13 protein-coding genes are annotated in these 26,331 nt (G+C 72.3%); 4 read left to right on the forward strand and 9 right to left on the reverse strand.

What is annotated here, in order from left to right; translation table 11 throughout:
• Positions 1 to 874 precede the first annotated feature (874 nt).
• Genes ddpX through D7Y15_RS18615 form a run of 4 tightly spaced genes read right to left on the reverse strand, consistent with a single transcriptional unit; the run spans position 875 to position 12,406 of the window.
• Positions 875 to 1,492 (reverse strand): D-alanyl-D-alanine dipeptidase, encoded by a 618-nt coding sequence (ddpX, locus tag D7Y15_RS18600; protein ID WP_121753427.1) that lies wholly within the window; start codon positions 1,490 to 1,492, stop codon positions 875 to 877.
• Positions 1,492 to 2,187 (reverse strand): 7-cyano-7-deazaguanine synthase QueC, encoded by a 696-nt coding sequence (gene queC, locus D7Y15_RS18605; RefSeq protein ID WP_120574538.1) that lies wholly within the window; start codon positions 2,185 to 2,187, stop codon positions 1,492 to 1,494. Before queC ends, ddpX begins: the two co-directional genes overlap by 1 nt.
• 57 nt (positions 2,188 to 2,244) lie before the next feature.
• On the reverse strand, positions 2,245 to 2,853 hold the full coding sequence (locus D7Y15_RS18610) for a hypothetical protein (protein ID WP_121753428.1): 609 nt from the start codon (positions 2,851 to 2,853) through the stop codon (positions 2,245 to 2,247).
• A 13-nt stretch (positions 2,854 to 2,866) separates the two neighbouring features.
• Complete coding sequence (locus D7Y15_RS18615; protein ID WP_121753429.1) at positions 2,867 to 12,406, reverse strand: flagellar hook-length control protein FliK; 9,540 nt, start codon at positions 12,404 to 12,406, stop codon at positions 2,867 to 2,869.
• Positions 12,407 to 12,574: 168 nt separating this feature from the next.
• Here D7Y15_RS18615 and D7Y15_RS18620 point away from each other — a divergent pair, with 168 nt between their 5' ends.
• Both D7Y15_RS18620 and bla read left to right on the forward strand, forming a co-directional pair.
• A complete protein-coding gene (locus D7Y15_RS18620; RefSeq protein WP_199733718.1) occupies positions 12,575 to 15,025 on the forward strand; it encodes a protein kinase in 2,451 nt (816 codons plus the stop codon).
• A gap of 120 nt (positions 15,026 to 15,145) precedes the next feature.
• Positions 15,146 to 15,883, forward strand: coding sequence for a subclass B1 metallo-beta-lactamase (bla, locus tag D7Y15_RS18625; RefSeq protein WP_233596593.1), 738 nt, complete (start codon positions 15,146 to 15,148; stop codon positions 15,881 to 15,883).
• Positions 15,884 to 15,896: 13 nt separating this feature from the next.
• Here the strand turns inward: bla and D7Y15_RS18630 are convergent, their stop codons facing one another.
• The 3 genes from D7Y15_RS18630 to D7Y15_RS18640 form a co-directional block, all read right to left on the reverse strand.
• Positions 15,897 to 16,295 carry a hypothetical protein gene (locus D7Y15_RS18630; RefSeq protein ID WP_233596591.1) on the reverse strand — a complete coding sequence of 133 codons (399 nt, stop codon included), beginning with the start codon at positions 16,293 to 16,295 and terminating at the stop codon, positions 15,897 to 15,899.
• Positions 16,296 to 16,367: 72 nt separating this feature from the next.
• Positions 16,368 to 17,294, reverse strand: a complete 927-nt coding sequence (locus D7Y15_RS18635; protein WP_233596590.1) for a CHAP domain-containing protein — start codon at positions 17,292 to 17,294, stop codon at positions 16,368 to 16,370.
• A gap of 33 nt (positions 17,295 to 17,327) precedes the next feature.
• Positions 17,328 to 22,841: a hypothetical protein gene (locus D7Y15_RS18640; RefSeq protein WP_233605005.1), complete on the reverse strand. Its 5,514-nt coding sequence runs from the start codon at positions 22,839 to 22,841 to the stop codon at positions 17,328 to 17,330.
• Positions 22,842 to 23,175: 334 nt separating this feature from the next.
• Here D7Y15_RS18640 and D7Y15_RS18645 point away from each other — a divergent pair, with 334 nt between their 5' ends.
• Positions 23,176 to 23,676, forward strand: coding sequence for a GNAT family N-acetyltransferase (locus D7Y15_RS18645; protein ID WP_121753431.1), 501 nt, complete (start codon positions 23,176 to 23,178; stop codon positions 23,674 to 23,676).
• Positions 23,677 to 23,679: 3 nt separating this feature from the next.
• Here D7Y15_RS18645 and D7Y15_RS45840 read toward each other — a convergent pair whose 3' ends face one another.
• Positions 23,680 to 24,117, reverse strand: coding sequence for a hypothetical protein (locus tag D7Y15_RS45840; protein ID WP_233605004.1), 438 nt, complete (start codon positions 24,115 to 24,117; stop codon positions 23,680 to 23,682).
• A 126-nt stretch (positions 24,118 to 24,243) separates the two neighbouring features.
• Here D7Y15_RS45840 and nth point away from each other — a divergent pair, with 126 nt between their 5' ends.
• Complete coding sequence (gene nth, locus D7Y15_RS18655) at positions 24,244 to 25,005, forward strand: endonuclease III (protein ID WP_121753432.1); 762 nt, start codon at positions 24,244 to 24,246, stop codon at positions 25,003 to 25,005.
• Positions 25,006 to 25,008: 3 nt separating this feature from the next.
• Here nth and D7Y15_RS18660 read toward each other — a convergent pair whose 3' ends face one another.
• Positions 25,009 to 26,277 carry a phosphatidylserine/phosphatidylglycerophosphate/cardiolipin synthase family protein gene (locus D7Y15_RS18660; RefSeq protein ID WP_121753433.1) on the reverse strand — a complete coding sequence of 423 codons (1,269 nt, stop codon included), beginning with the start codon at positions 26,275 to 26,277 and terminating at the stop codon, positions 25,009 to 25,011.
• Positions 26,278 to 26,331: the final 54 nt, after the last annotated feature.

Below are 26,331 nucleotides of genomic sequence, written 5' to 3' on the forward strand. Positions count from 1 at the left end.
TCCGATGCCTTGGGGGTTGTCGGAACATCAATGGTGAAATTTCCATCATTTTCCGCGACCGCCACGTCCAGCAATTGCCCGTCCGCATACGAAAGAACCAGCACTCCAATGGCAGGTACCTTTCCGAGCGGCCCCCAGTCCGTCCGTTGGGCATTGGGGCCGCGTACTTCATAGGCCACCTTGGCGCTCAACGACTTCTTCGATATCTGCGGGGCGCAAAAGCTCCCCAAAACACTCGAATTGCATCCACCCGCGCAAACGGTGGCCACCCACTTTCCGCTTGAGCAGGTTTCCAGGGCACCGGCGCTCCCACACTGGGATTCGCCCTCGCGGCATGCTCCGGCAAGTACACACACCGCCTTCCCCTGCCGGGTGGCACAACTCTCTCCGCGCTCACAGTCGTAGCCAATCACGAGCGGAGAGGAGGCGCCGGTTGGCGTCACACATGCCTCAATGCGTGTCGCCGAGGCACAACGCCCTGTATCTGGAATACCATCGCAAACAGGGACGCCTGCATCCACTACCTGCGTTCCTGAGTCAGGGCTACCGGCATCTTCCGGCGTGCTACCTGCATCCTGACGCGGTAGCGGTATTTCCCCCGGGTCGTCTGTTTCAGATTTTCCACATGCGCCAAGAAACAGCACTAGCGTCATCAACCACACTCGTAAGCGCATAGTCCCCCCAGCCGGCCCATGTACTCATTGGGGCCGGTGAGTTATTGCCACGGTTAAAGAGGTGGCAGGATTTAGCACTTTTCGTCCGCTACTGAACAGAGGCGAAAATACCCCACCCACAGGGTTCGACAACTGCGCTCGTTGCGGAACACCGTGCGACATGCCATCGCCCAGGCTGTCCACTGCCCATCAGCCAATGACTACTCGGCCGGGGTGAAGGGCACGTCCAGCACCGGCAATTTCGTAGCGCCGGGCAGGTCGTAGTGCCACCACTCCATCCGGTTGCGCTGGAAGCCGGCGCCCTCCATGGCCTTGCGCAGCACCTCGCGGTGTTCGCGTGAGGCGGGGGTGCCACCGGTGTAGCCGTGGTGCGCCGCGGGGGTGAAGTCGTCGAAGGGGGTGGGCATCTCCACCTCCGCCCCGTCCTTCGTCACCAGGGTCAGGTCCACCGCCCCACCCCGGTTGTGGTTGGAGCCCTTGCGCGGGTCCGCCACGTAGCCGGGCTTCGGCAAAATCTTCCACATCTCGTACTGCACCGCGCGCGGCCGGTAGCAGTCGTACACCTTCAGCCGGTAGCCCTGGGGGCGCAGCGCGTCCGCGGCCTGCGTCAGGCGCTTCACCGAGTCCGGCAACAACAGACACCGCGCGCCATCCGGGTACACCTGCCGCTTGAGGAAGTTGTCCTTCGTCGCGTAGCGCAGGTCCAGCATCAGGTCCGGGATGACGGTGGTCGCGTCCACCAGCTCCGCCTTCGGCGCGGCCTTCGGTGCGCCTCCGAGCAGCGCCAGGGTCAGCGTGAGGCCTGTCGCCGAGAGCATCAGCGCACCCCGTCCGTGTACACGGTGGGGTCCGGCACTCCCGCTTCCTGGAAGCCCTTGGCGCGCAGGAGGCAGCTGTCGCAGCGGCCACACGCGCGCCCCTGGGCGTCCGGGTCGTAGCAGGAGTGCGTCATCCCGTAGTCCACGCCCAGCTTCACGCCGGCCTGGATGATCTGCGCCTTGGTGAGGCCGGAGAGCGGCGCGTGCACCTTGAAGGTCGCGCCCTCCACGCCCGCCTTGGTGGCCAGCTGGGCCATGGTCTCGAAGGAGCGGATGAACTCCGGGCGGCAGTCCGGATAGCCGCTGTAGTCCACCGCGTTGACGCCGATGTAGAGGTCCGTGGCGCCCACCACCTCCGCCAGGCCCAGCGCCATGGAGAGGAACAGCGCGTTGCGCGCGGGCACGTAGGTGACGGGGACGTCGTGGGACATGTCGTCCTCCGAGCGGTCCTTGGGCACCGGGATGTCGTCCGTGAGGGCGGAGCCGCCCACCTGCCGCAGGTCCACCGTCACCACGCGCACGTCGCGCACGCCCATGATGGCCGCGACCTTCTTCGCCCGCTCCAGCTCCACCGAGTGGCGCTGTCCGTAGGCGATGGACAGGCACACCGGCTCGAAGCCGTCCGCCTTCGCCATCGCCAGGCACGTCGTTGAGTCCAGGCCTCCGGACAGGAGCACCACCGCACGCTTCGCCATTCCATCCTCCACTTCGGGGCGGCGCACGTTACACGACGGGGACAGGCCCCGGGTGTTTCAGTCGATGCGGTCGCCGCTCACCGTGTACACGGTGGTGCAGGTGACCGGGTTGCATTTGCAGCTCGCTCCCTTGCCCGGCAGGAAGATGTCCGTGAGCGAGCCGCACGCGAGCGACACGTCGTAGCCGTTCTCCGTGGGCGCGGGGAGGTCGCCCTCCGGCACGCCGCCGTCCAGGCGCTTGCAGTCGCGGGCCACGTTGCGCGCCTGGCTGTCGCTCAGGAGCATGACGTTCATGGCCTCCTCGATTTCGGAGTCCTCGCAGCCGGTGCCGCACGAGTCGCGGCGCGCGATGGCGCGGTGGGTGGAGGACACGCTCTGGCCGGTGTAGCCCGCGTCGCGCGAGAACCCCTGCACGGTGAAGAAGCCCGTGCCCGCGTCCGTGTCGCGGGAGAAGGTGCCCTCGAAGTAGAAGCTGCCCGCGTCGTCCAGCTGCGCGAAGTCTCGCGCGCCCGCGTCACACGTGGTGCGCGCCGCGTCCAGCTTCGCCTGGAGGCGGAACGTCCCCATCACCTGGTTTCCCGGGTAGACGGGGTCGGAGAAACAACCCACCGCCACGGCCAGGACCGCCGCGGGGAAGAGCGCCACTGCCAGTCGCTTCAGGTGCATGAGGCGCTCCAGGTTAGGCGTCCAGCGACGCCAGGGCCAATTGGCGGAAGGCTTCGCTGCGGGACAGCACCGCACCCACATCCACGCTGGCCGGGTCACCGCCACGCACGTCCGAGTCCAGCCGCGCCAGCACGCGCCCCGCCGCCAGCGTCGCGGGCATCGCACGCCAGGCCGCCACCGCCGCGTCCTCCCACGTCAGCACCGCGCCGGGACGGGTGAGCTCCACGCCCTCCGAGCCCAGCGCCAGCGCCAGCGCGCACAGCCAGCCCAGCTCCACCGCGCCGAAGCAACCCAGCGCACCCGCGCCCAGCACCAGCGCGTCCGGCGACGTGAGGTACGCCTCCACGCCGCCGCGAGGGTCCACGGACACGCGGACGGCTTCCGCGCCCAGCGACTCGAGCACCGGCTTCAGCGCGACGTGCAGCCGCGCGAGGCTCGACTCCGTCACCGGCACCAGGCCGTCCGGCTCCGGGTGCTGGAAGTCCTGCGCGGGACGCTCCAGCCTGGACACGGGCGCGCGCGGCGCGGGGGCGTCACTGCTCACGAGCGCGGCGCCGATGCCGTCCGTGCGCTCCGCCTCCGGACGTCCCAGGGCGTGCAGCGCTTCCGCGTACAGCGTCCAGCCGTCCACGTCCGGCCACTTCTCACGCAGGAGCGCGGGCCAGAAGCGCACCGCGAGCACCGCGCCGTCCGGGGACGGAGAGAAGCGCTCGGTCACCCACCGCGTCAGCGCGGGCGTGAGTTGCTGCGCGTCCGCGAGCCGCTCCGCCAGGCGCACCGCCGGGCCCACGAGCTGCGCGTCCAGGTAGCCACGGAGGATGACCTCCAGCTCCGCGGGGTCCTGCGTGAGGCGCTCGCGCAGCCGCAGCGCTTCGCCCACCAGGCCGCGCGCTTCCGCGAACTTCACGCGGCGGGCCAGCCGCTCGTCCGTGTCCGGGAGCTGCTCCAGCTGCGTGGCCGCTTCGGCCCAGCGCTGCTGCGCTTCGTAGGCGTCCGCCAGGCGCTCGCGGTACGGCGCCCATGCGTCGGCGCCCGCGAGCTTCGCGAGGGTGTCCGCCAGCGTGAGGAACACCGTGGACTCGCGCGCCTCGTCCACCAGCGCGAGCAGCGACTGCACGGCCGCGAGGCTGTCCGCGTCGTCGGTGAGGGCGGCCTCGAAGGCCTCGCGCGCCTCGGCGGGCTGGGCCAGCGGGCCTTGCAACAGCTCACCGCGCTCCAGGTGCAGCAGCGCGCGCGACTTCGCGTCCTTCGTGTCCTGGGCGATGAGCGCCAGCGTGCGCTCCGCGGACTCCAGCCGGCCCAGCTCGCGCTCCAGGGTGTAGCGCTCGCGCAGCAGTTCCTCGCGGCGCGCGGGCCAACCGTCCGCGGCGAAGGCCAGGGACTCCAGCCTCGCGGACTCCGGCAGTGCGCGCACGCGGGCGAGCACCGCTTCGGCCAGGGCTTCCGGCTCCAGGCCCAGCTCCGGCAACAGGAGCATCAGGCGCGCGCCGAGGCCGGGCTCTCCGCCCAGTTCCTCCAGGGCGCGCAGGCGCGCGAACACCGGGGCCGGACGGGCGCGCAGCACCTCGTCTCGCAGTGCCACGGCGAAGGCGGCGTCACGGTCGTAGGAGAGGGCCGCCAGCTCCAGCAGGCCTTCCCACTCCGCGTCCTCGCGCAGTCCGTCCGCCAGCGCGGAGGCGTGAGCGGGGTCCGCGTCCGGCATCGCGACCAGGGCCCAGAGGGCCACGCGCGTGCGGGGCACGTCGCCCGCCTGCGCGGCCATGGCCAGCGCGTCGGTGTACTCGCCCGCGGCCATGGCGGGCGCGAAGCCCACGTCCAGGGCGCGCGCGAAGGCGCCCAGGCGTGCGAAGCGCTCGGCCAGCTCCGTCGCGGACAGCATGTCCGGCGCGTCGGTGGCGATGCGCTCGACGACCTCCAGCGCCTCGCCCATTTCGCCCGCCTTCTCCCAGAGGCCGGCGGCCTCCAGCAGCAGCGGGGGACGCTCCTCCGGGGCGGCGAGCCGGGCCGCCTGCAACAGCGCGCGGGCCGCGCGGGGCGCGTCTCCGGAGGCGCGGTGCAGGTGCGCGACGAGCAGCGCGGCGCGCAGGTCCGGCTCCGTGGCGACGGCGGCCTTCGCGGCCTTCAGCGCGTCTTCCAGCAGCCCCGCCTTCTCGAAGGCGCGGGCGGCGGCCACCAGCAGCGACACGCGCTGCTCGCCCGACGAGAGCTCCGCGCGGGCCACGCGCACCTCGGCGCGGCGCGCGTGCGCATCACCGAGCAGCGGCTCCAGGGCCTCCAGCGCGTCGGCGTAGCCGGCACCGGAAGCGCCTCGCGCCACCACGACCTCCAGCGCGTCGCGAGCGGCTGCCTCGCGGGCCGCGTCCTTCGCCAGCCCCGCGAACTCCAGCCGGAGCACCGCGGACTCGTCCGCGTCATCCGTGAGCGGAATCAGCCGCTCCAGCGCGGCGAGCAGCTCCGTGGACTCCTTGCGCGCACGCAGGCCGTCCACCAGCGCGCGCAGGGCGGCCGGGTTCTCCGGATCCGCCTCCGCCGCGCGGCGCGTGAGGGCCCAGGCCGTGTCCGCGTCCGACAGCGACTCGTTCGCCACGGACGCGGCGGCGAGCAGCAGCTCCGCGGCGCGCGAGCCTCCCGCGGCCTCCGCGCCCGCTTCGTAGATGCCCAGCAGGTCGCCGTGGCGGCCCAGGGCGCGCAGGCCCTCCACCGCACGGTCGATGACGCCCGCGTCCGCCGGACGCAGCCGGGCCAGGGGCACCAGCGCGTCGATGGCCTCGCGCGGGTCGTCGAAGAGGTCGGCCGCGCGGCGCAGCAGCACCTCTTCCGTCGCCGCGTCCTGGGCCCTGCGCGCCAGCTGCAACGACGCCCGGTACAGCCCGGGGCCGTTGCCCGTGCGCGAGTGCACCTCCGCGAGCAGCGACAGCGCCTCACCGCCGCGCGCGCCCTCCGGCTCCAGCGATACCACCGCTTCGAAGGCATCCGCCGCGTCGTGGAACGCGCCCGACGCGAGCGACGCATGGCCCAGGCGCAGCCACGTGCGCACGCGCACCGGCACCGGCAGCGAGTCCCCGCCCAGCGCCAACACCCGGCGGTCATACGGCTGCGCGGCGGCGGGGCCTCCACCCTGGGCGGCCAGCTCGGCGCGCGCGCAGAGGGCGTCCACGTCACCGCCCGCGCGGCCCAGGTAATCGTCGAAGGCCTCCGCGGCCTTGAGCGCTTCGCCCGCGTCCAGCAGGCGCTGGGCCCGCTCACGCAACAGGGGCAGCGCGTCCTCGGGGTTCACGGCCTCCGCGCGCTGGCCCAGCAGGTCCGCCAGCCGGCGCACGTCTCCGGCGGCGCGCTCGCGCACGTGCTGGAAGGCCTCCGCGTTGGCGGGATCCAGCTCGAAGGCGCGGTCCTCGCAGAGGATGGCGCGCTCGCGGGCACCTTCTTCGCGGAAGGCGCTCGCGGCGGCGAGGTAGCTCGCGGCGGCCTCGGCGGGCGTCTGGCGCTCGGCGCGGCGGAGCATCAGCTCGGCCAGGGCCTGACGCTCGCCGCTCTCTTCCAGGAAGGCGCGGTGGCGCGTGAAGACGGGCTCCCGGAACGGATCCGCCTCCAGGAGGATGGCGTCGAACTCGGCGGCGTCCGCGGGGCGGCGCACCTGGTGCAGCAGCTCCGCGGCCTGCGCGGTCAGGTTCAGGTCGTCCGGCTTCGCGGCGCGTGCGGCGATGAGCGCGGCGGCGGCGGCCTCCGGCTTGTTCGCGCGGTCGCGGTAGAGGACCGCGGCCTGGTACAGCAGCGCCGCGTGACGGTCGGCGTCGAGCTCCGACTCCGCGCACTCCTCGTACCAGGCGGCCAGCTCCGCGAGCCGGCCGTCGCGCTCCAGCAACTCCGCGAGCAGACCTTCGGCTTCCGTGAGCCAGCGATCCTGGCGCAGGGCCTGGCGCAGGAAGCCCTCTGCCTTCGGCGTGTCCGAGAGCTCGCCCAGGTTCAGGCGGGCCAGGCGCAGCAGCACCGCCGCGCCCTCGCGCGTGCCCGTCATCCGGGGCAGCCCGCGCTCCCACCAGCGCGCCTCGGCGGCCGCGTCGTCGCGGCGCTCGGCCAAGGCCGCGCCCATGCGCGCGGTGTCCAGCTCCGCGGCCAGACCGAAGGCACGCTCCAGCGAGGCCTCCGCCGCGTTCAGGTCCAGCTTCACGTCGCGCAGCAACTCCGCGCGGCGGCGCTCGCAGGCGGCGGCTTCGGCGTTGCGTTCACCAGCGGCGAGCAGGTCACGGGCGTTGGCGAGCGAGCGCAGCGCTTCGTCCGCGCGGCCCATCGACTCCGCGAGCCGGGCCTCCTCGTCGTAGGCCGCGAGCGCGGCGTCCACGTCCCCTGCCTGGAGGCTGAGCGCGGCCACCGGCTGGAGCTCCGCGAGGAGTTCCGACGTGCGGCCCGTCTCGCGGTAGAGGGTGACGAGCCGGCGGCGCAGCGGCAGCGGCTCCTTCGCCATCTGCGCCGCGTGGGACAGCAGCGATGCGGCGATGCCCGCGTCCGCCAGCGCCTCGCGCGCCCGCTCCGCCAGCGACACCAGCCGCGCGACGGTGTCCTCGGACGGCGCCAGCACGCGCGCGTGGGCGACGCGCACCTCGAAGGCACCGCGCGGGTCGTCGCGCTCCAGCAGCGCGGAGAGCCGCTCCACGGCGCGCTCGCACAGCGGACGCTCCGTGAGCAGGTACCGGTACGCGGTCACCGCGCGCTTCACATCGCCGGACTGCTCGGCCAGGTCGCCCAGGCGCAGGCTCGTGGCCTCCGCCGCCTCCGGGGCCGCGCGGAAGTCCGCCGCCTGGACCAGGGACTCCTGCAACGGCAGGGCTTCGCGCACCGCGCCGCGCAGGTAGAGCAGGTCCGCCAGCGTGGCCAGGTCCTCGCCCTTCGCGGGCACCCGCGCATGCGCGCGACGCGCCAGGGCCAGCGCCCGGTCCAGCTCCTGGGCCTGCCGCGCGTAGGTGACACCCTCGCGCAGCAGCGCCGCGGCCTCGGCGGCGTCGGCGTCCTCCGCCGCGGCCTCCAGCAAGCCCGCGGCCTCCAGCAGCTCGCCGCGACCGGCGACCAGCGACACCAGCCGGCGGCGCACCGCCGCGTCCGCAGGGGTCAGCCGCAGCGCCTGGCGCAGCGCGGCCTCGGCGGGCGCGCTCTGTCCCAAACGGTCGAGGTAGAGGCTCGCGAGCTCCGAGTACAGGGACGCGGCGGCGGCGGGCGGAGCATGGGGCGCCTCGGCGGCGAGCAACTCCGCGAGCCGGGCCCAGTCCTCCAGGTCGCGCAGCACGCGCTGCAACGCGAGCGTGGCCTCCTCGTGGCGCGGTGCCAGGCCGAGCGCGGCTTCCAGGTCGCGCGCGGAGGCCTCGCGGTCCCCCTGGCCTTCGAGCAGCGCGGCGCGCATCAGGAGCGCTTCCACGCGGCGGGCGATGGGCCCCTGGCGCGCGGCCTCGGCCAGCGCGGCGGCTTCGTCCGCGGGATTGCCGTCGCGGCGGGCCAGCTCGGCGAGCTGGAAGAAGGCATCGCACCGCGCGTCGGCGGGCGGCTCCAGCGAGATGGCGGCACGGAGCGCGTCTCCAGCGGAGGCGCGCTCGTCCTTCTCCAGCAGCACCGTGGCCAGGGCCAGCAGCCGCTCCCGGGCACGAGCGCCCAGGGTGGCATCGGCGGCCACGGCGCGGCGCCACGCATCCAGCTCGGCGGGCGCGTCCGACGCTTCGCGCGCCAGCTCCGCCAGCATCAGCAGCAGCGGCGCGGGCCGGCGCGACAGCTTCGCGGCCTGAGCGCAGTCGTCGCGCGCGGGACCCGTGCGGCCGGCGCTCCGGTGCAGCATGGCCCGGCGCGCGAGCAGTTCGGCGCGGGCTTCACCCGACGCCGCGGACACCAGCGTGCCCAGCAGCTCCAGCCGCTCGGACTCTTCTTCCAGCGTGCCCGTACCGGGCGGAGGCAGCAGCTCCAGCAGCGCCTGCGCCGCCCACGCGTCCTGCGGCTCCTCCGCCAACAGGCTGCGCAGCGAATCCGCCGAGGCGCTCGCGCGGCCCAGGGCGAGGCACAGCTCGGCCAGCTCACGGCGGGCCTGACGACGGGCGTCTCCGGAGAGGCGCGGCCACAGCTCCACCAGCAGGTCCGCCAGGGCCTCGCGGGCACCGGCCTTGCGGTGCAGCGCGGCCAGCTCCAGCCGCGCGTCCAGGTCCTCCGGCGTGCGCGCGCAGAATTCCGCGAGCAGGCGCCGCGCCGCGTCCGTGCGGTTCGCGCGCACGGCGGCGGTGGCGGCCTTGCGCGTGAGGGCCACGCGCTCCGCTTCGCGCGGGGCATCCACGTCCGCGGGAGGCAGTGCCAGCACCGCTTCGAAGTCCTCCAGCGCGGCGCGAGCATCCGTGGCCAGCCGCAGCTCGCCCCGGCGGATGCGCGCGGGCGCGAACGTCGCGTCGCGCTCCAGCGCCTCGGCGAGGAAGGCCTCTTCGCGGCTCGTGCCGGCGGCCAGCAGCGACGCACGGAAGAGCAGCTTCGAGCCCGCCCGGGCATCCGGCACCAGCGTAGCCCGCCGCGCGTACAGCCGCGCCGCCTCCAGCTTCTCGCCGCGCTCCAGCTCCAGCTCGGCCAGGGCCTCCAGTACCTCCGCGGCGAGCGGCCCCTCGGGGCTCGCTTCCAACGCGGAGGCCAGGCGCATCAGCGCGGCGGCCTTCTCTCCACGCTCCAACAGGGCACGAGCGCTCTGGAGGAACAGCGGCGCCGCCTCCTCCGCCCGGTCCGCGCCCGCCAGCGCCTGCGCGCGCGTGGCCCACAGCTCGGCCAGCGCCTGCGTCTCACCGGCCTCCGTGTAGAGGGCCTCCAGCCGAGTGGCGAGCACGTCGTCCAGCCGCCGCAGCGGGAACGCCTGCGCGTACGCGGCGATGGCGCCCTCGCGGTCACCCAGCAGCTCGCACGCACGACCCAGCCGAGCGCGCACGTCCGCCAGCTTCTCCGGCGCCGCGGTGCGCGGCAGCGTGGCCAGCAGCGACTCCAGCGCGCGCCGGGCGTGCTCGGGCCGCTCGCAGCGCAGGCTCAGGTCCGCCAGGTCCAGCAGCACCGCCGCGTCCGGAGCGAGCCGCGCGGCCTTCTCCAGCGCCACCAGCGCGTCGCCCACGCGACCCAGCCGCGCCTCCAGCACGCCAGCCAGTTCGCGCAGCGCCGCCGCCGCCAGCCGCTTGTCACCCTGCGCTTCCGCCACCCGCGCGCGGTCCTCCAGCGCGGTGGCGAGCCCCGCCAGGTCGGAGCGCTTGCGCTGCAACGCGCACAGCTCGCCCAGCGCCGGCAGGTCGTCCGGCTCCGCGCGCAGCACCTCCTGCAACGCGTGAACGGCGAGATCCAGATCGAACGCCAGGTCGCGCGCGGCCACCGCGAGGCGTCGGTACTTCTGCGCCCGCTCCTTCGGCTCCGTCGTCAGCCGCGCCAGCGCCGCGAGGCAGCGGGTGAGCTGCGCGCCGTCGCGGCGGGCCTCGGCCAGCGCGAGCAGCGACTCCAGCGCGGGCCGGTGGTCGCCGTCCGCCTCCAGCGCGAGCGTGAGAAGCTTGTCGGCCTTGTCCGCCAGCTGGAGCTTGCCCCGGTACAGCTCGCCCGCTTCGGCCCACAGCGCGGCGCGGGCCTTCGGCTCTTCCTTGAGGGCGGCGGCCTTCTCCAGCGCCTCGGCCAGCTCCTGCGAGCGGCCGGTGACGCGGAAGTACGGAATCAGTTCTTCCAGCGCGACCGCGTCGCGAGGATCCAACGCGAGCGCCGCTTCCAGGTGCTCACGCGCCCGCGCAGGGTCGCCCAGCTTCGTGCGCGACAGGCGCGCCAGCGCGTGGTGACTCTCGTGCGCTGCATGACGCACGCTCTCCGAACGCGGAGCCGGCCCTGCCAGCTCCAGCGCCTGCTGGTAGCCGCTCAGGGCCTCCTGCAACCGGCCCAGTCCTTCGGCTACGCGCGCGGAGGCGAACAGCGGCTCCGGCTCACCGGGCAGCAGCGACACGGCCTCGCGGTAGCGCAGCAGCGCGTTCTCCGGCTGCTTCAGGCCCTCTTCCCACACCCGGCCCGCGAGCAGGTCCGCCTGTCCCACGCGGTCCAGCTCATGGCGCGCCATGGACACTTCGCGCAGCCGGTCCAGCGCCTTCAGCGCGCGCAGGTGCTCACCGCCGCGGTGGCACAGCTCGCCCAACAGCAGCAGCGCGTCCGGCTGGTCCGGCGACAAACGCAGCGCGGCCTCGCAGTGCAGCCGGGCCCCCGCGATGTCGTCCTCCGTCTGAGCGCACAGCCGCGCCAGATGCACGTGCGCGTCCGCGGCCTCCAACGGATCGCGAGCCAGGGCCGCGAGCCGCCGGTACGCCCGCACCGCGCCAGCCCGGTCGCGCGCCTGATCCGACGCGCGAGCCAGTGCCTTCAACGACGGCAGGTGGTCCGGCTTGAGGCCCAACAGCTCATGCAGTGCCTTCACCGCCACCTGCGGCGCGGTGTCGCGCGAGGAGCGCGCGGCGGCCTCGGCGGCGAAGAACGCAGCGGCCTCTTCCGAAGTACGACGGGCCAGCGCGCACAGCGCCAGGTAGCGCTCCGCCGCGCGGGCACCCTCGCCCCGGCGCTCGCGCACCACGGCCTCGCCCCACAGCGCCGCGGGGCTGCGGTCGCGTCGGCGAGACAGCGTGGCCGCCACGTCCAGGGCCAGGTCATGCGCCTGCGGATCCGCGACGAGCAGCGCCAGCAACCGCTCCGCCGCGAACGGGTGCGCGTCCTGCGCGTCACCGGCCTGGAGGTACGCCTGCCGAGCCTCCGCGAGCCGCCCCTGCGCGACCAGACCTTCCGCGTCCGCGAAAGCCCGAGCGCCCTCCAGCGCCAGCATCAGCTCCTCGTCCGGAGCGGCGGGCGGCGGCAGCCCTCCGGCGGCGAAGCGCAGGCGCAGACCGGTGCTGGAGACCTCCGCCGCGGACAGGCGAGCGGTGTCCAGCGTGGGCACCTTGTAGCCCCGGCTCAGCGAGGCCAGCTCGCACAGCGAGGGCAGCACGCGAGTGGAGAAGCCGGTGGCGCCTCGAACCTCCACGTCCGGCAGCAGACCCAGCGCGCCCACGGCCTCCGACAACAGGCCCGGCAGCTGCACCGACGGCGTGGCGGAGAAGCCATACAGCCGCACGTCGTAGACGTAGACGGCCAGCCGGTCCCCGTCCGCGTCGAAGGCGATCTTGAACGTGAACGGCGTGCGCTCCGGCGCCGGCAGCCGGCCCTGGCCCTCCAGGTAGCCGGGGCGGAAGTGCAGCCGCAGCTCCTCGATGCCCACGAGCCGCCCGGCCAGCTCCGCCACCTTGCGCGTGACCAGGTCCGCGTCGACCGTCAGCTCCAGGAAGCCGAAGAGCAGCTTCTTGCGCTGGTAGCGCGTGGCGCCCGCGCTGACGTTGAACGGGAAGCTGACGTCCGGAATCTGGAGCGCGAAGTCGGCGATGCGCAGCCCGGGCTGGACCTCCAATGCCGGAAAGCCCACGAACGCACGCCGATCCAACAGGCGAAGCTCGGGGGCGGCGCCTGAAGCAGGCGCGACGGGCTTGGGGGACTCGCTATCGGTGGCCATCGGAGGAGGCTGGGGAGGCTACCATGACCCCTAAGCCCTGGAATTTTTAGGCAAACCCTCGGTAGGACGGCAGGCGGCGGGGCATGGCGTACCCAGGCGTTTCCCAGGTGATTCCGTCCAGGAGGAACGTCATGCGCCCAAAGCGGAAGCCGTGCAATATGCCGCGCCGTGCTGGCCCCCGACGCACTGGTCCTCGACGGTCGATTCCGGGTTCTCAAGCCCCTGGGCTCCGGGGGCATGGGTGAGGTGTACCTGGGTGAGCAGGTCTCCCTGGGCCGCAAGGTCGCCATCAAGGTCCTGCACCACGACTTGCACGCCCAGGCCGGCATGGCCGAGCGCTTCAAACGCGAAGCGCGCCTGCTCTCCGCCGTGGAGCACCCGGCGGTGGTGCGCATCGTGGACTTCGGCCAGTCCGGCGACGCCGCGTGCCTCGTCATGGAGTTCGTGGAGGGGCAGAGCCTCTACGACGCGCTCCAGGGCGGCCCGCTGCTCGCCCCCCGCGCGCTGGCGCTGCTCCAGCAGTTGGCGGAAGGGCTGGCCGCCATCCACGACAAGGGCATCATCCACCGCGACCTGAAGCCGGAGAACGTCCTCATCTCCCCGTCCGCGCGCGGGGAACAGGCGCGGCTGCTGGACTTCGGCATCGCTCGGCTGGTGGAGCCGGAGGCGGGCAGCGCGCTCAGCCAGGTGGGCGTGGTGCTGGGCACGCCGGAGTACCTGTCTCCGGAGCAGGCCGTGGGCGCGAAGGTGGACACGCGCAGCGACCTGTACTCCTTCGGGGTGCTGGCCTACCGCGTGCTGTCCGGGCGGCTGCCGTTCGACGGACCTTCACCGCGCCACTTCCTGTCGCAGCACGCCTCGCACGCGCCGCTGCAGCTGGATCGCGCGGCGCCGCAGCTGTCGCGCTACGTGGGGCTGCTGTCGCTGGTGATGCGGCTGTTGGACAAGGACCCGGCGAAGCGCCCGCAGACGGCGAACGAGCTGGCGGAAGCGCTGGGCCTGGCGCACGCGGCGCTGATGGCGTTCACCCCCAGCCAGGGCACGCCCATCGTCCACGCGAACGCGACGCCCTCCGCCGGCACGTCCGCCTTCGGATTGAACCCGGCGGCACCGGCCGGCCCGAGTTCGGGCACGGCGGCGTTCGGCGTGAATCCCGCGCCCGCGGGCCCGGGCTCCGGCACGTCGGCGTTCGGCGTGGCGCAGGCTGCGCCTCCGGTCACGGCGCCCCCGGTGCAGACCGCGCCGCGCACGGGCACGGCGGCGTTCGGCATGACGGGCCGGCTGACGGGCCCGCTGGGAGCGGTGACGGGCGGCGCGGTGGTGACGAAGGCGCAGAACGTGACGGTGATGCTCACCGACATCCAGGGCTTCACCGACCGGATGAGCCGGCAGACGCACGAGGAGAACGCGCGGATGCTGGACACGCACGACCGGCTGCTGACGCCGCTGGTGCGCGAGCACGACGGAAAGCTGGTGCAGAAGCGCGGAGACGCACTGGTCGCGATCTTCCGGGCCCCCAGCGCCTCCATCCGCTGCGGCATGGCGATGCAGCAGGCGCTGTGGCGCTACAACCAGACGGTGCCGCAAGAGCACCAGCTCCACGTCCGCGTGTGCCTGCACGCGGGCGAGGTGCTGGTGACGAACGACTCGGTGCTCGGCGAGCCGATGGAGGTCGTGAAGGCGGTGGAGCACGTGGCCGCCGCGGACGAGGTGACCTTCACCGAAGCCGTGAACATGGTGCGAAACCGCGCCGAGGCCGCCGCCGAGCCCTGCGGCACCATTCCCCTGCCCGGACGCGATGAGAAGGTGCAGCTGTACCGGGTGACGCGCGCGACGGAGGGCTCGCCGTTCGGCGTGGCGCTGGGCATCCCCGGCTCCGGGGCGAAAGTGTCACCACTGGCTGGGCTGGTCTCGAAGGCACGCGAGGGTGCGGCCCTCTTGCGGCAACGTCCGCTCGTGCAAGCTGGCGTCGCGGGAGCGCTGGTGCTGGTCCTGGCGGGTGCGGCCTGGACGGTGCACGCGAATGATCCGCTGGTGCAGGCGCGTGGGTTGCTGAAGGACGGCAAGCCCAAGGAAGCACTCCAGCGTCTGGACGCGCCAGGCGTGCCAAAGGACGCGGCGACGGCGCGGCTGCGCGCGTTGGCTAAGCACGCGGTGGGCGCGCACAACGAGGAGCACGCCCTCATCCTGGGCCTGGACAAGGCAGGCCGGGAGGCTCCGGAGATGCAGCTCCTGGACGGACTGGCCGAGGACTTCGGGGACAACGAGAAGGACCTCTCCGCGCGCAGGGCCCTGGAGGCGTTGCCCGCCACGACGGTGCGTTCCCAGCTCGAGTCCCTGGCCAAAGGGACTCCCTCGACGAAGCAGTGGGGAGCGCTGCGCTATCTGGACTCGAAGGACAACTCGGGCCTGGACCTGGTGGGGCTCTACTCCACGTCGTTGGAGTCCAGCGACTGCGGCGTGCGCACGAAAGCAGCGTTGCGACTGGCGAGCCTGGGCAACGCGGCCGCCCTGCCCGCCCTCACGCGCGCGGCGGGAAACCCTCCCGGCGGCAAGGCCTGCAACCCGCAGACGTTCAATCGGGCCATTGAAGACCTGAAGAAGAAGTCCGCGCCCTGAGCCCGGCGTGGCTCCGCGGACGCGCGTGTGGCACGCGGGCCACGCGATCCCCGCGAATCCGCTGTGCATCCATCTTGCACTCGCGGCGGGCCTCCCATGCGTTCCCCTTTCTGGAGCCTCATGAATCCACTGCGCTGCGGCCCTCTCCTGCTCCTCCTCACGGCCTGTGCCTCCACGCCCTCCGTGCCTCCTCCCCATTCCCAGGAGGAGTTCGTGCTCGCGAAGGACGTGCGTGTGCGGCGCATGGCGCCTGGCGTGTGGATGCATGTCACGGAAGCGAGCGGGGACTGGGCGGGTGTGACCGCGAACGGGCTCCTCGTGGAGGACGGTGACGCGTCCATCCTCGTCGACACCGGCTGGACGCCCGAGCACTCACAAGCGCTGCTCACCTGGGCCCGCGACACGCTCCACCATCCGGTGCGCGCCGCGGTGGTGACGCACTTCCACCTCGACCGGACTGGCGGCATCCCCACGCTCGACGCGCAGGGCATCCCCGTCCACGCTCGCGAGGACACCGCGCTCCGTGCGGGCAAGCAGGGCAACCCCGTTCCCTCGCGGCGGCTGGCGGATGCGCAGGACTTCGGACCGCTGTCGGTGTTCTTCCCCGGCGCGGGCCACTCGCCCGACAACCTCGTCGTCATGCACCCGGCGTCAGGCATCCTCTATGGCGGCTGCTTCATCAAGGACGCCCACGCCAAGAGCCTGGGCAACCTGGAGGACGCGGACGTCGCCGCGTGGCCGTCGAGTCTCCAGCGCGAGCGTGAGCACTTCCCCAACGCTCGCGTCATCATCCCCGGCCATGAGCAGCCCGGCGGACCGGAGCTGCTCGACCACACCGAAGCCCTGCTGAAGCGCTGAAACACGCGGTGCTTCAGTCGTCCCGGTGCGCGTGGCCCTTCTTCTTGCCACGCCCCGGGCCGTCCCAGTCGTCATCCCAATCGCGGCCCTTGCCCTTCACCTTGTCGTTCACCTTGATGAGGTTGCGCGAGTACGCGTCGTAGTCCAGGTGCAGGTGGCCCTTCTCGCCCCGGCCATCCACGCGGAACTTCACCTTCCACACGTTGTTGCCGGTGAGGTGCGCCTCCTGCAGGTCGCAGCGGTAGCCGCGCGAGCGGCACTGGTCGAACCCGCGCCGCACGGCTTCGTCGTAGTTCATCGCCACGGGGCGTGAGGGCGGTGGCGGCCTCGGATGCGGACGCGAAGGACGCGTCTCCGCCACGATGCAGCCGGACGACAGCAACAGGCTTCCCAGGAGCAGGGGCAGTCTCATGCGAGGGATGACGCCACACCCGCGCATCAATTCAAACGTGCGCGCCGTGCGTCCCCTGCGACTGCCGTGAGACTACAAACCTCCAGGTGAAGCGAACGCGACGAACAGCTCACCCGCGAGGTACGCGCGCATCCCCTTGCTCGCCGGTCGGATGAAGTCGTTAAGCAGCGCACCGGAGTTCAGCTTGTGCACCGTGGGGCGCGCCAGGTTCATGTGGCTGCGCGCCACGCCCTTGCCCCCGCGGTGGATGAACGTCACGGTGCCGTCCGGCGCCACGCTCTCCACGACCGCGATGTGCGTCATGCCGTCGTTGCGCTTGCCGTCGCGGTTGCGGTCGTACGTCTCCTTGAAGAACGCCAGGTCGCCCGGACGCGGGTTCAGCCGGTGCACCGCGCCCGCCGCCTGCGCGCGACGGAAGATGCCCGTCACCGCGTTCTCGCCCGCGAGGAAGCCGTGCGCCACCAGGTCGATGCCGGCCTGCAGGTACGCCAACCGCACCAGCCCCGAACAATCATTGGGCACCGAGCGGTCCAACCGCCGCGCGCCCACCAGCTGCGCCGCGCGCGCCACGATGCCGCGCGCCAGCTTCGACGGCGGCGGCAGCAACTCGTCCCAGAAGCCGCCCGGCCCCTGCGTGGGACCGGTGAAGAGCGCCGCGGCCTCCAGCGCCGCCGCGATGACGCCCGCCTCCTCCGGCACCGGGTGCGGATCCGCCTCCAGCAGCGCAGCCAGTCCCGCGCTGCCCTCCGGCGTCACGAAGGCCAGCGGCGGAGGCGCTTCGGCCTTCACGCCCAGTGCGCCCTCCGCGCCCACCGCTGTACCCCTTGGCGCTTCAACTACGGGGGAGCGGGTGACGGCCGAGACCGGAAGTTCCACCGCCATGCGAGGCGCGGCGTCCGGGACGTGCGCACAACCCACCAGGCAGCCCAGCGACATCAGGATGACGAGCGACGAACGGCGCAGCAGCAACAAGTCCTCCGGGGGTGAAAGCGGGCGCATTCAACCCCGGAATCGTTTTACGTCAAACAGCGATCATCCCTCCCAGGTCGCGAGCAGGTCGCGCACCCGCCCGTACTTCTGGAGCAGGGTGGCGCGGTGGGCGCTGAGCACCACCATGAAACCCACCACGAGCAGGCCCAGCATCGACAGGAACAGGGCGCCGATGCGGTGGTCGCGCATGCCGAAGCGCACCAGGTTGGCGGCCACCGCTGTCACCAGGAACGCCGAGCCCAGGTACACGTAGGAGCGGATCCGCAGCGCGATGCCCGCCCCCACGCCCACCAGGCAGAGGAACACGCACAGGAGCATCGCCCCGCCGTCGTTGAAGAGCAGCGGCTTCCACGCGCCGGCCACGTAGATGCCCGTCACTGCCATGGCGCGCAGCTGCGCGTAGGCGTCCCGCGACAGGCTCTTGCGGAAGACGCGCAGGAGCAGGAGCAGGGAGAGGCCCGCGGGGATGACGTAGTACTGCGGCTCGCCGGAACCGGTGCCCAGCCACACGAGGTACAGCGCCGTGTTGAAGGCGGCGACGGACATCGTCGACGCGAGGCCCCTCTGCTTCGTGAACGCCCCGAGCGCCGCGAAGTGCGCCGCGTAGCCCACGAGCAGCGCCACCGCGATGAACGGCTGGCTCCACGGCACCGTCAACAGGCCCGCCAGCGGGAAGAGCCACGCGCCCGCCACTGCGGGACGGCGGAAGGCCTTGAGGCCCGAGCCCTCGCGCCGCACGAAGAGGTACAGGCCGATGAAGGCCGCGCCGCCCATGATGGACACCAGGCTGTCCGCGGCGTCGGGGCGCGCGTTCAGGCCGATGAAGCGCACGCAGAAGTAGCCCATCGCCACCGCCGCCTGCGCGAGCCACGCCGCGCCTTCGTCCTCCTCGCGCGCCGCGTGGCGCACCAGGGCGAACAGCAGGAACACCAGCCCGCCGCACGCCACCCACGCCTCGCGCGCCGCGCCGCCCGGCAGGCGCACCGCCAGCACCGCGAACAGCACCTCCGTGAGCGCGATGATGGAGAACGCCCGTCCCATGCGCCCGCGCACCGCCTTGCCCGCCACGGACAGCACCAGCGTGGCGAGCAGCGACGTCGCCGCGCCGAAGTACGGGAGGAGGAACTGCGCGCCCCGGCCAGTGGAGTGCGTCGCGCCGTAGTTCAGGAGGAAGGCGTGCACGGCGAAGAGGGACGCCAGCCACCCCACCCACTCGCGGTCGCGGCGGCGCAGCACCACCACCCACGCCGTGGCCCACGCGAAGAACACGCACAGCGGCATGCCCGGGTGCGTAAGCGAACGCAGGCCCGCGAGTGACAGCAGCGCCAGCACCGCGCCACCGTTGTGCAGCGCCGCGCCCACCGCCACGCCGCGCTTGTCCAGCGCGAAGCCGACGACGGCCAGCAGCAGGCCCGTGCCCGCCACCACCGCGGGCGCCCACAGCGGCGGCACGGCGGCGACCAGCACCAGGCCCAGCAGCGCCGTGGCGGCGTTCATCATCAGCCGCTCGCGCGTCACCATCAGCGTCAGCGACGCGGCGCCCGCGACCAGCGCCACGGACAGGGGCAGCTCGCCCGGCCCCGCGTCCAGCAGCCGCAGGCCCACGAGCAGCGCCACGGTGCCGGCGCCGCCGGCCCACAGCGGCTCGCTCCAGGTGCCCTCGATTCCGGGGGTCAGGCGCGCGGTGACGTTCGTCAGCGTGCGCTGCACGGCGCCGGACTGGCACAGCGCGGACAGCAGCGCGGAGGCCAGACCCACGGCCGCGACGAGCAGGCCGCCTTCCGGACGCCACTGGCCCAGCGAGAAGACGTCCGTCTGGCCCAGCGGCGCGAGCGCGAACACCGCCACCGCCGCCGTGAGCAACCAGCGCTGCGACAGCAGGAACGCGGACAGCAGCACCACCGCCCCCAGCACCGACAGAGAGCCAGGGGTCGGCGACACCAGCGTGGACATCGCCGCGATCGCCAGGGCCGAGCCCGTGGCGGAAGCACGCAGCGCCGTGTCACGCGGGACGCGGAAGAAGGAGACCAGGGCCTGGGGCGCGTGGTGGTCCGCCAGCGCCAGGGCCAACAGCAGGCCCGTGGCCCAGGGCCGCGCCTCCGGAATGAACATCAGCAGCAGGGACGCGGCGATGACGCGGACAGAAGGCAGCGGGCCCGTCATGGGCACCAGCGCGATGGCGCAGAAGAGGGCCGTGCGCTGGCTCATTTCCTGTTCCGGAACCAGCAGCGCCAGTCCGCCCAGGCACGCGAGCGCCACCTGCATGCACATCGACAGCTCGTGGCGCGGGCCCTCTTCCCGCGAGCGCAGGAGCAGCGAGGAGACGGCCGGCACGTGCTCCACGACGCGCACCACCAGCAGCGGGAACAGCGGCAGCAGCGCGGTCCACGCGAAGGGAGGGTGCCAGGCCATCAGGGTCACCACACCGTAGGGCACCATCAGCGCCGCGGCGAAGGGCCGGTGCAGCGAGCGCGTCCACAACAGCGGCAGCAGCGCCGGACCCATGAGCGCGAGCTGCGTGGCGCCGCGCATCTGCGACAGCGCGTGCCCGTCCCACGACAAGGAGGCGTCCGCCAGCACCACCATCGCGCCCAGCGTGGCGACGATGCGGAAGGACTCGCCACCCGCGGCGATGCGCCGCACCGCGGGCACGTCCTCCAGGAGGGCCAGGACGCTGAGGAACGTGGCGAGCCCCAACAGGGCCAGCGGGCCGGACGAGTGCAGCGCGAAGACGGCCTCGATGGAGGCCAGCATCAGCCCCAACGTCACGGGCAGCGTGCGGGCGGTGAAGAGCGCCGCCAGCGCAGCGCCCATCAGGAACAGGGACTGATCACTGGAGCGGCCCAGGGCCACCGGCAACAGCGGCAGGATGAGCGCGAGGATGCCCGCGGTGGTGGTGCTCGCGCTCTTGCCCTTGCGCGCGGCGACGATGGAGCCCACGAGCGATCCGGTGACGAGCAGCACCAGCGAGAGCCCCGGCGACAGCCCCCACGCGGTGTAGGCGTGCGGCACGTCCGGCAGGAGCGCGAAGCCCACGAGCACGACCGCGAACGGACGGACGCCGGGGAAGGAGCGGGAGGCCACCGCCACCGTCGCGGCGGCGGTGAGGAGCACGGGGCCCATGAAGACCTGCTCGGTCAGGCCCCACACCACCGCGAGCCCCGCGAACAGGAGGCCCGGCACGCCGAACCGCTTGAGCAGGCCGCCGCGCTCGCCCAGGAGCGCCAGCACCAGCGCGCCGCCCACCATCGCGGCGACCAGCGCCTGCGTGGAGTGGGCCGCGGCCAGCTTCGGCAGGATGGCGCCCGCGAGGAAGGCGCCGTAGGCCAGGAAGTTCTCGTCGCGCAGCCGGTACGCGGCCAGCAGGACGCCCGCGGCCCCCAGCGTCATGCCCACGACGGGCGCGGCGACGGGAGTGATGCCCAGCGCGATGGCGAACCCGCACGTCGCGATGACACCGGCCACGGCGGAGATGAAGCGCCGCGTGCGCTCGTCCGTGAGCCGCCACGTGAGGCCCGCGAGGCCCAGGGCGAGGATGCCGGACACGACGGCCGCGGGGGCCGCGCCGTAGAGGCGGAAGGCGCTGTAGGGCAGCAGGCCGAAGAGCACCGCGCCCACGGCGGTCAGCGGGAAGCGCTTGAACAGCAGGCCCGCGCCCAGGGACATCGCGGCCAGGGCGAGCGTGGCGAAGAAGGAGGGCCGCGAGTCGGGACCCAGGTGGGAGTAGATGACGAACGCGGGCGCGGCCCAGGTGGTGCAGCGCAGGAGCACGTCCGCGAGTCCCAGGGAGCGAGCGTCACCGGTGCGCTCGCCGCGCCTCTGGGCGAAGAACGCGAGCACCAGGCCCGCGAGCACGAACGGGACGGCCGTCAGCGCGCCGTACTGCAAGGGCAGCGGCGCCGCGGGCGGGTAGCCCATGCGCGTCTTGATGGCATTGATGAGGAGCGTGAGCGCGTGCGGGATCAACTGCGCGCTGGACGCATAGCTGAAGTAGGCGCCCGCGTACGCCGGGTAGAGCCACGGCAGGCGATTCAGGGGGCCGCGCGACAGTGACACGAGCGTGCCGGTGAAGATGGCGGCGGTGAAGAAGAAGGCGGGCTTGGTGCCGACGATGGCACCCGCGAGGCACGCCACCTGGAGCGCGATGGTGACGACCGCGAGCGGATCCGCGGCGCGCTTCTCATCGAGCGTGCGGAAGCGCAGGCAGGTGGCGAGCAGGAACGCCGCGAAGGGCGCGTAGGTGCCAGGAGGAACAGAGGTTCCGGCGACGCCCAGGGCCAGGTGCAACCGGATGGCGAACATCGCGGTGAGGAACAGGGGCGCGGCGAGCGCGAAGGTGAGCGCACCACCCTTGCGAGGGGTCTCGGTGGCCTTGCTCGACAGCAGGAAGAAGAGGATGCACGGCAGGGTGTTGAGCCACACCGCCGTGACGCCCACGCGCGCGGCCACGGGGGCCAGACCCATGATGAGCGTGGCGCCCACGAGGCCCAGCTGGATGAACGGGCGCGAGGGCGCGTCGAAGGACTCGATGGGCTTGCGGGCGAGCCACGCGGCGACGCCGGACCAGGCGAAGAGGAGCGGCACGAGCAGCAAGGGGCGCACGCCGTCGAGGTGGAGCGCTTCACCGAAGCCCAGGGGCCCCAGCGCGACGCCACCGAGCGGAGCCACGGCGGAGCCGATGAGGCCGAGGATGCGGCCCAGCTTGCGCAGGGACTCGCGGCGGGCGAGGTAGCCGCCCCACACGGAGAAGCCGACGGAGTAGCCCACGGTCATGAGGAAGACGGTGAGCGAGCGGGTGACGGACGTCATCCCGTCCCAGGACTCGAAGACGAAGTAGAGCGTGCCGGAGAGGATGAGGAACGCGCCGATGAACCACGCGATGCTCTCGTAGAGGAACGGCCGCCACACGCGGCTCCACGTCGAGGTCTCCTCGACGATGCGGGCGGTGCGGCTGTTCGGAGCGGGCGGATCCACGAAGGGTTCGCCCGGGTTCGGAGGCAACTGGCGAGCAGTCCGCTGTTCGTTGACGGCCCGCGCGCGGGACTCGGCGGAGGTACGGCCCGAGTTCAACCGGCGAGCCGCGGAGGCATCCGACAGGGAGGCGATGCCCAGGCACGCGATGAGGTCGAGCGAGTTGAAGTGGAACGAAGCGCCCGTGGAACCCGGAGTCGCGGAGGCATCGGGGACAGCGTCAGAAGCAGTGGCGGTGTCAGAGACAGCGGCATCAGAAGCAGCAACGTGAGCGACGGAGGCATCGACGACAGCAGCGTGAACAACGGAAGCGGAGTCATCCGCGACGACATTCGCGGTGGCGGCCACCTGGGAGTCCGCGCTCGCGGCCTGCGCGACGGGGATCTCATCTGCGGCCGCCTCCACGGTAGGAAGCGTCACGGGACCGAGGGCGACAGCGCCCTCTCCCATCGTCGGAGGCGTCACGGCCTCGTTGCGAAGCTCGACGGGCGCGGACGTCAGCGCGTCGATAGGCGTCTCGGTGAGGACTGAGAGGAGGACGCGGGCCTGGCGCTCGTAGCGCTCGGTGAGGCGGCGGCCGACCATGGGCGGCACGTCGTGGACATCCCAGCGGCGCACCTCGTCCAGGAGGAAGTGGACATGCGCGAGCTCGGCCTCGAGGGGGGAGCGAGCGCGGGCGGCGAGACGATTGCCACAGACGACGCACTGGGACGCGCTTCCCAGGCGTTCTTGCCGGCAGGCAGGACAGTACATGGAACTTCCCCCTCTACAACGACCGTGCCACGGAGAATGCCCTGGAAAGGCGCAGGATTGAAATCCACCGGGGTGCGTCGGGCGCGTGGCGGTTGTGCAGGGCGCTGCACAGGTGCACACCCGTCGCCGCTGGCCGGCGGTCGTGACTCATGGGACCGTGGAGGTCATGAGCACGGAACTGACGTTGAGGCCCATCGAGGCCCGGGACGACACGGCAGTGGCGGCGGTCATCCGAGCGGTGATGCCCGAGTTCGGAGCGGACGGCCCGGGGTTCGCGATCCACGACCCGGAAGTGGACGCGATGACCGCGGCCTACAGCCGTCCCCGGCACGTGTATTTCGTGGTGGAGCATGGGGGCCAGGTGGTGGGAGGCGCGGGCATCGCGCCGCTGGACGGAGGAGCGCCGGACGTCTGCGAGCTGCGCAAGATGTACTTCCTGTCCACGGCCCGGGGCCACGGCGTGGGCGAGCGCTTGTTGAGACACTGTCTGGACTTCGCGCGAAGCGCCGGCTTCCGGCAGTGCTACCTGGAGACGCTGGCGGGCATGGATCAAGCGCAGAAGCTCTACCGCAAGGTCGGCTTCGAACCGCTCTGCGCCCCCATGGGCCGCACCGGCCACTTCGGCTGCGACCGCTGGTACGCGATGAACCTCACCCCGCCAGCCTGAGCACTACGGCATGACGGCGCGTCGCCCAAGGACCTTGCCCTCGGGCGACACCGCGTACAGTTCGAACCAGTCGAACTCCAGCTGACTGCCCACGGGCCATCCACAACGGTCGAGCCGCCGGTCGACCCGGACGAAGTAGACGCCTCCCTCCAGGCCCACCACTAGGTCCAGCGAACGGGCGGACGACTCACAAGCCCCGGCGTCCTGCTTGGGAAAGCTGGCGAGGACACGCTGGAGCGCGGCGTGGGCCGCCAGGACAGCGGGCCCATCCAACGTCGCGAGCGGGCGCAAGTCCGTGGGCCACTGGATGCCTGCGTCCGAAGCTCCGGCCACGACGCCCCCATCCGGCTTTGCAGGAGGCCCTGCATCGGGCTGAGAGGGCGTGCTTCCACCATCCGCCACGAGCGACACCAGCAGCAGGACGTGATGAGGCTTCAGCAAATGGCACCTCGCCAGTGGGAACGTTGCCTCATCAGCCCTACAGCCTGACCGCCCGCCCACCAGCCCGGCAAGTGCGCCCGGCCAGTCACGTCCTCCAGACCCAACTTCCCAGGTCAGGAGGCCCGCATGGCGGTCAAGAAGCAGTCCCGGTCCACAACGACAGGTCCACGGCGCGCCCCGCGTGCACAGAGCGCCCGCACCGCGCACGCCGCTCCGTCAGACACGGACAAGCTCCCGTTCGACATCGAAGAGGTCCTCCGCCGCGTGCGCCACGAGGTCCGCTCCTTCGCGGACGCCGCCATGTTCGAGCTCGCCGCGAAAGGCCACGGCTCCCTCTTCGAACAGCTCATCGCGTGCATCCTCTCCATCCGCACGCTCGATGAAATCAGCCTCCCCGCGTCCCTCCGCCTCCTCGGCCGCGCGCACACGCCCGAAGCCCTCTCGCGCCTCACCCCGGCGGAAATCGACGCCCTCATCCGCCCCGTCACCTTCCACGAAGGCAAGGCCCACCAGGTCCACGCCATCGCCGTGCGCACGCGTGACGAGTTCCAGGGCCAGCTCCCCGCGGATCCGGACGTGCTCCAGTCCTTCAAGGGCGTGGGCCCCAAGTGCGCGCACCTGGCGCTCGGCATCGCTTGCGGCCACGAGGTCATCAGCGTGGACATCCACGTCCACCGCGTCACCAACCGCTGGGGCTACGTGAAGGCCTCCACTCCGGAACGCACCCTCGCCGCGCTCGAAGCCGTGCTCCCTCGCCCCTACTGGGTGGAGCTCAACCGGCTCCTCGTCCCCTTCGGCAAACACGTGTGCACCGGCTCCCGCCCGAAGTGCTCCACCTGCCCCGTGCTCCCCTACTGCCGGCAGGAGGGCGTCACCTCCCACCGCTGACGACTACCGGTCGTGCCCCGCCCACTGCGTGGCCCGCCGCGCGAACCTCCTCCATGGGTTCGTCCGGCCGCCGTTCTCCAGCGAAATCTCCTTCGAGTGCCGCACGTCCTTCTCCCAGCACGCCTCCAACTTCGCGGCGATCTCCCGGTCCTCGAACACCAGCGACCCTTCGCTCAACTTGTTGAGCGACAGCGAATCCAGGTTCGTGGAGCCCACGACGCACAGCCAGTCATCCACCAGCATCGTCTTCGAGTGCAGCATCGCCGGCTGGTACTCCCAGATGCGCACCCCCGCAGCCAACAGCCGCTCATACGTGGACCGCTGCGACGCTCTCACCACCGGCACGTCGTGCTTCGGCCCCGGGCCCATCACCCGCACGTCCACGCCCTGCCGGACCTTCACCTCCAGCTGCTCCAGGATGTCGTTGGGCGGCGTGAAGTACGCGTTGGCGATCCACAGCCGCTTCGTCGCCGCGGCCACCACCAGCCGCACCATCCGCTCCGCCTCGGTGATGCCCAGCCGACCGGCGCTGTCGATGAACGCCGCGCACCCGCCTCCGTCCGCCTTCAGCTCCGGGAAGCACTCGCGCGGCAGGAACCCTCCGCCCGACTCAATCCAGTGCTTGGAGAACGTCACCTGGATGCGCCGCACCTCCGGCCCCTCCACCCGGATGTGCGTGTCGCGCCAGTTGTCCTCCTTCAGCCCGTCCCCTTCCCACACCTTCCAGATGCCGAAGCCGCCCGTGTACGCGACGCGCCCGTCCACCACGACGATCTTCTGGTGCGACCGGCTCAACAGCCGCCCCAGCACCTTGCCCGCCAGCAGCCGGTAGTAGTGCACCTCCACGCCCGCGTCCGTCAGCCGCTTTTCAATCTGCTGATCAAAGTCCTTGTCCCCGGTCGTCTCCTCGCTTCCCACCGGATCCACCACCACGCGGCACTGCACACCCGCGCGCGAGCGTTCAATCAACGCCTCCACGAACCGGTCCGACAGCTCGCACGGCCGCCAGATGTAGACGAGCATGTGCACGCTGTGCTTCGCCGCGCGGATGTCCTCCAGCATCCGGTCGAAGACCTGGCTGTTCTCCAACAGGTGCATCCGGTGCCCGGGCGACAGCCCCACGCCCGTGGACTGATAGAGCGCGAACGAGAAGCCCTCGGGTCCCGGTGGAAGTTCGAACGGGCCCTGCATCTCGTGCTTGCGCGTCTCGTCGCCGCCGTCGAACCCATGCGCCCCCGGCTGGGGCAGCAACTCGTCCATCAGCTCGCTCATGGTCCTGGCAACGTAGGGACGCCTGCCCTCCCCCGGGAGTCACCGCCCACCTCC

It is taken from the genome of Corallococcus sp. AB030, assembly GCF_003668965.1.
Classification (GTDB): Bacteria; Myxococcota; Myxococcia; order Myxococcales; family Myxococcaceae; genus Corallococcus; species Corallococcus exiguus.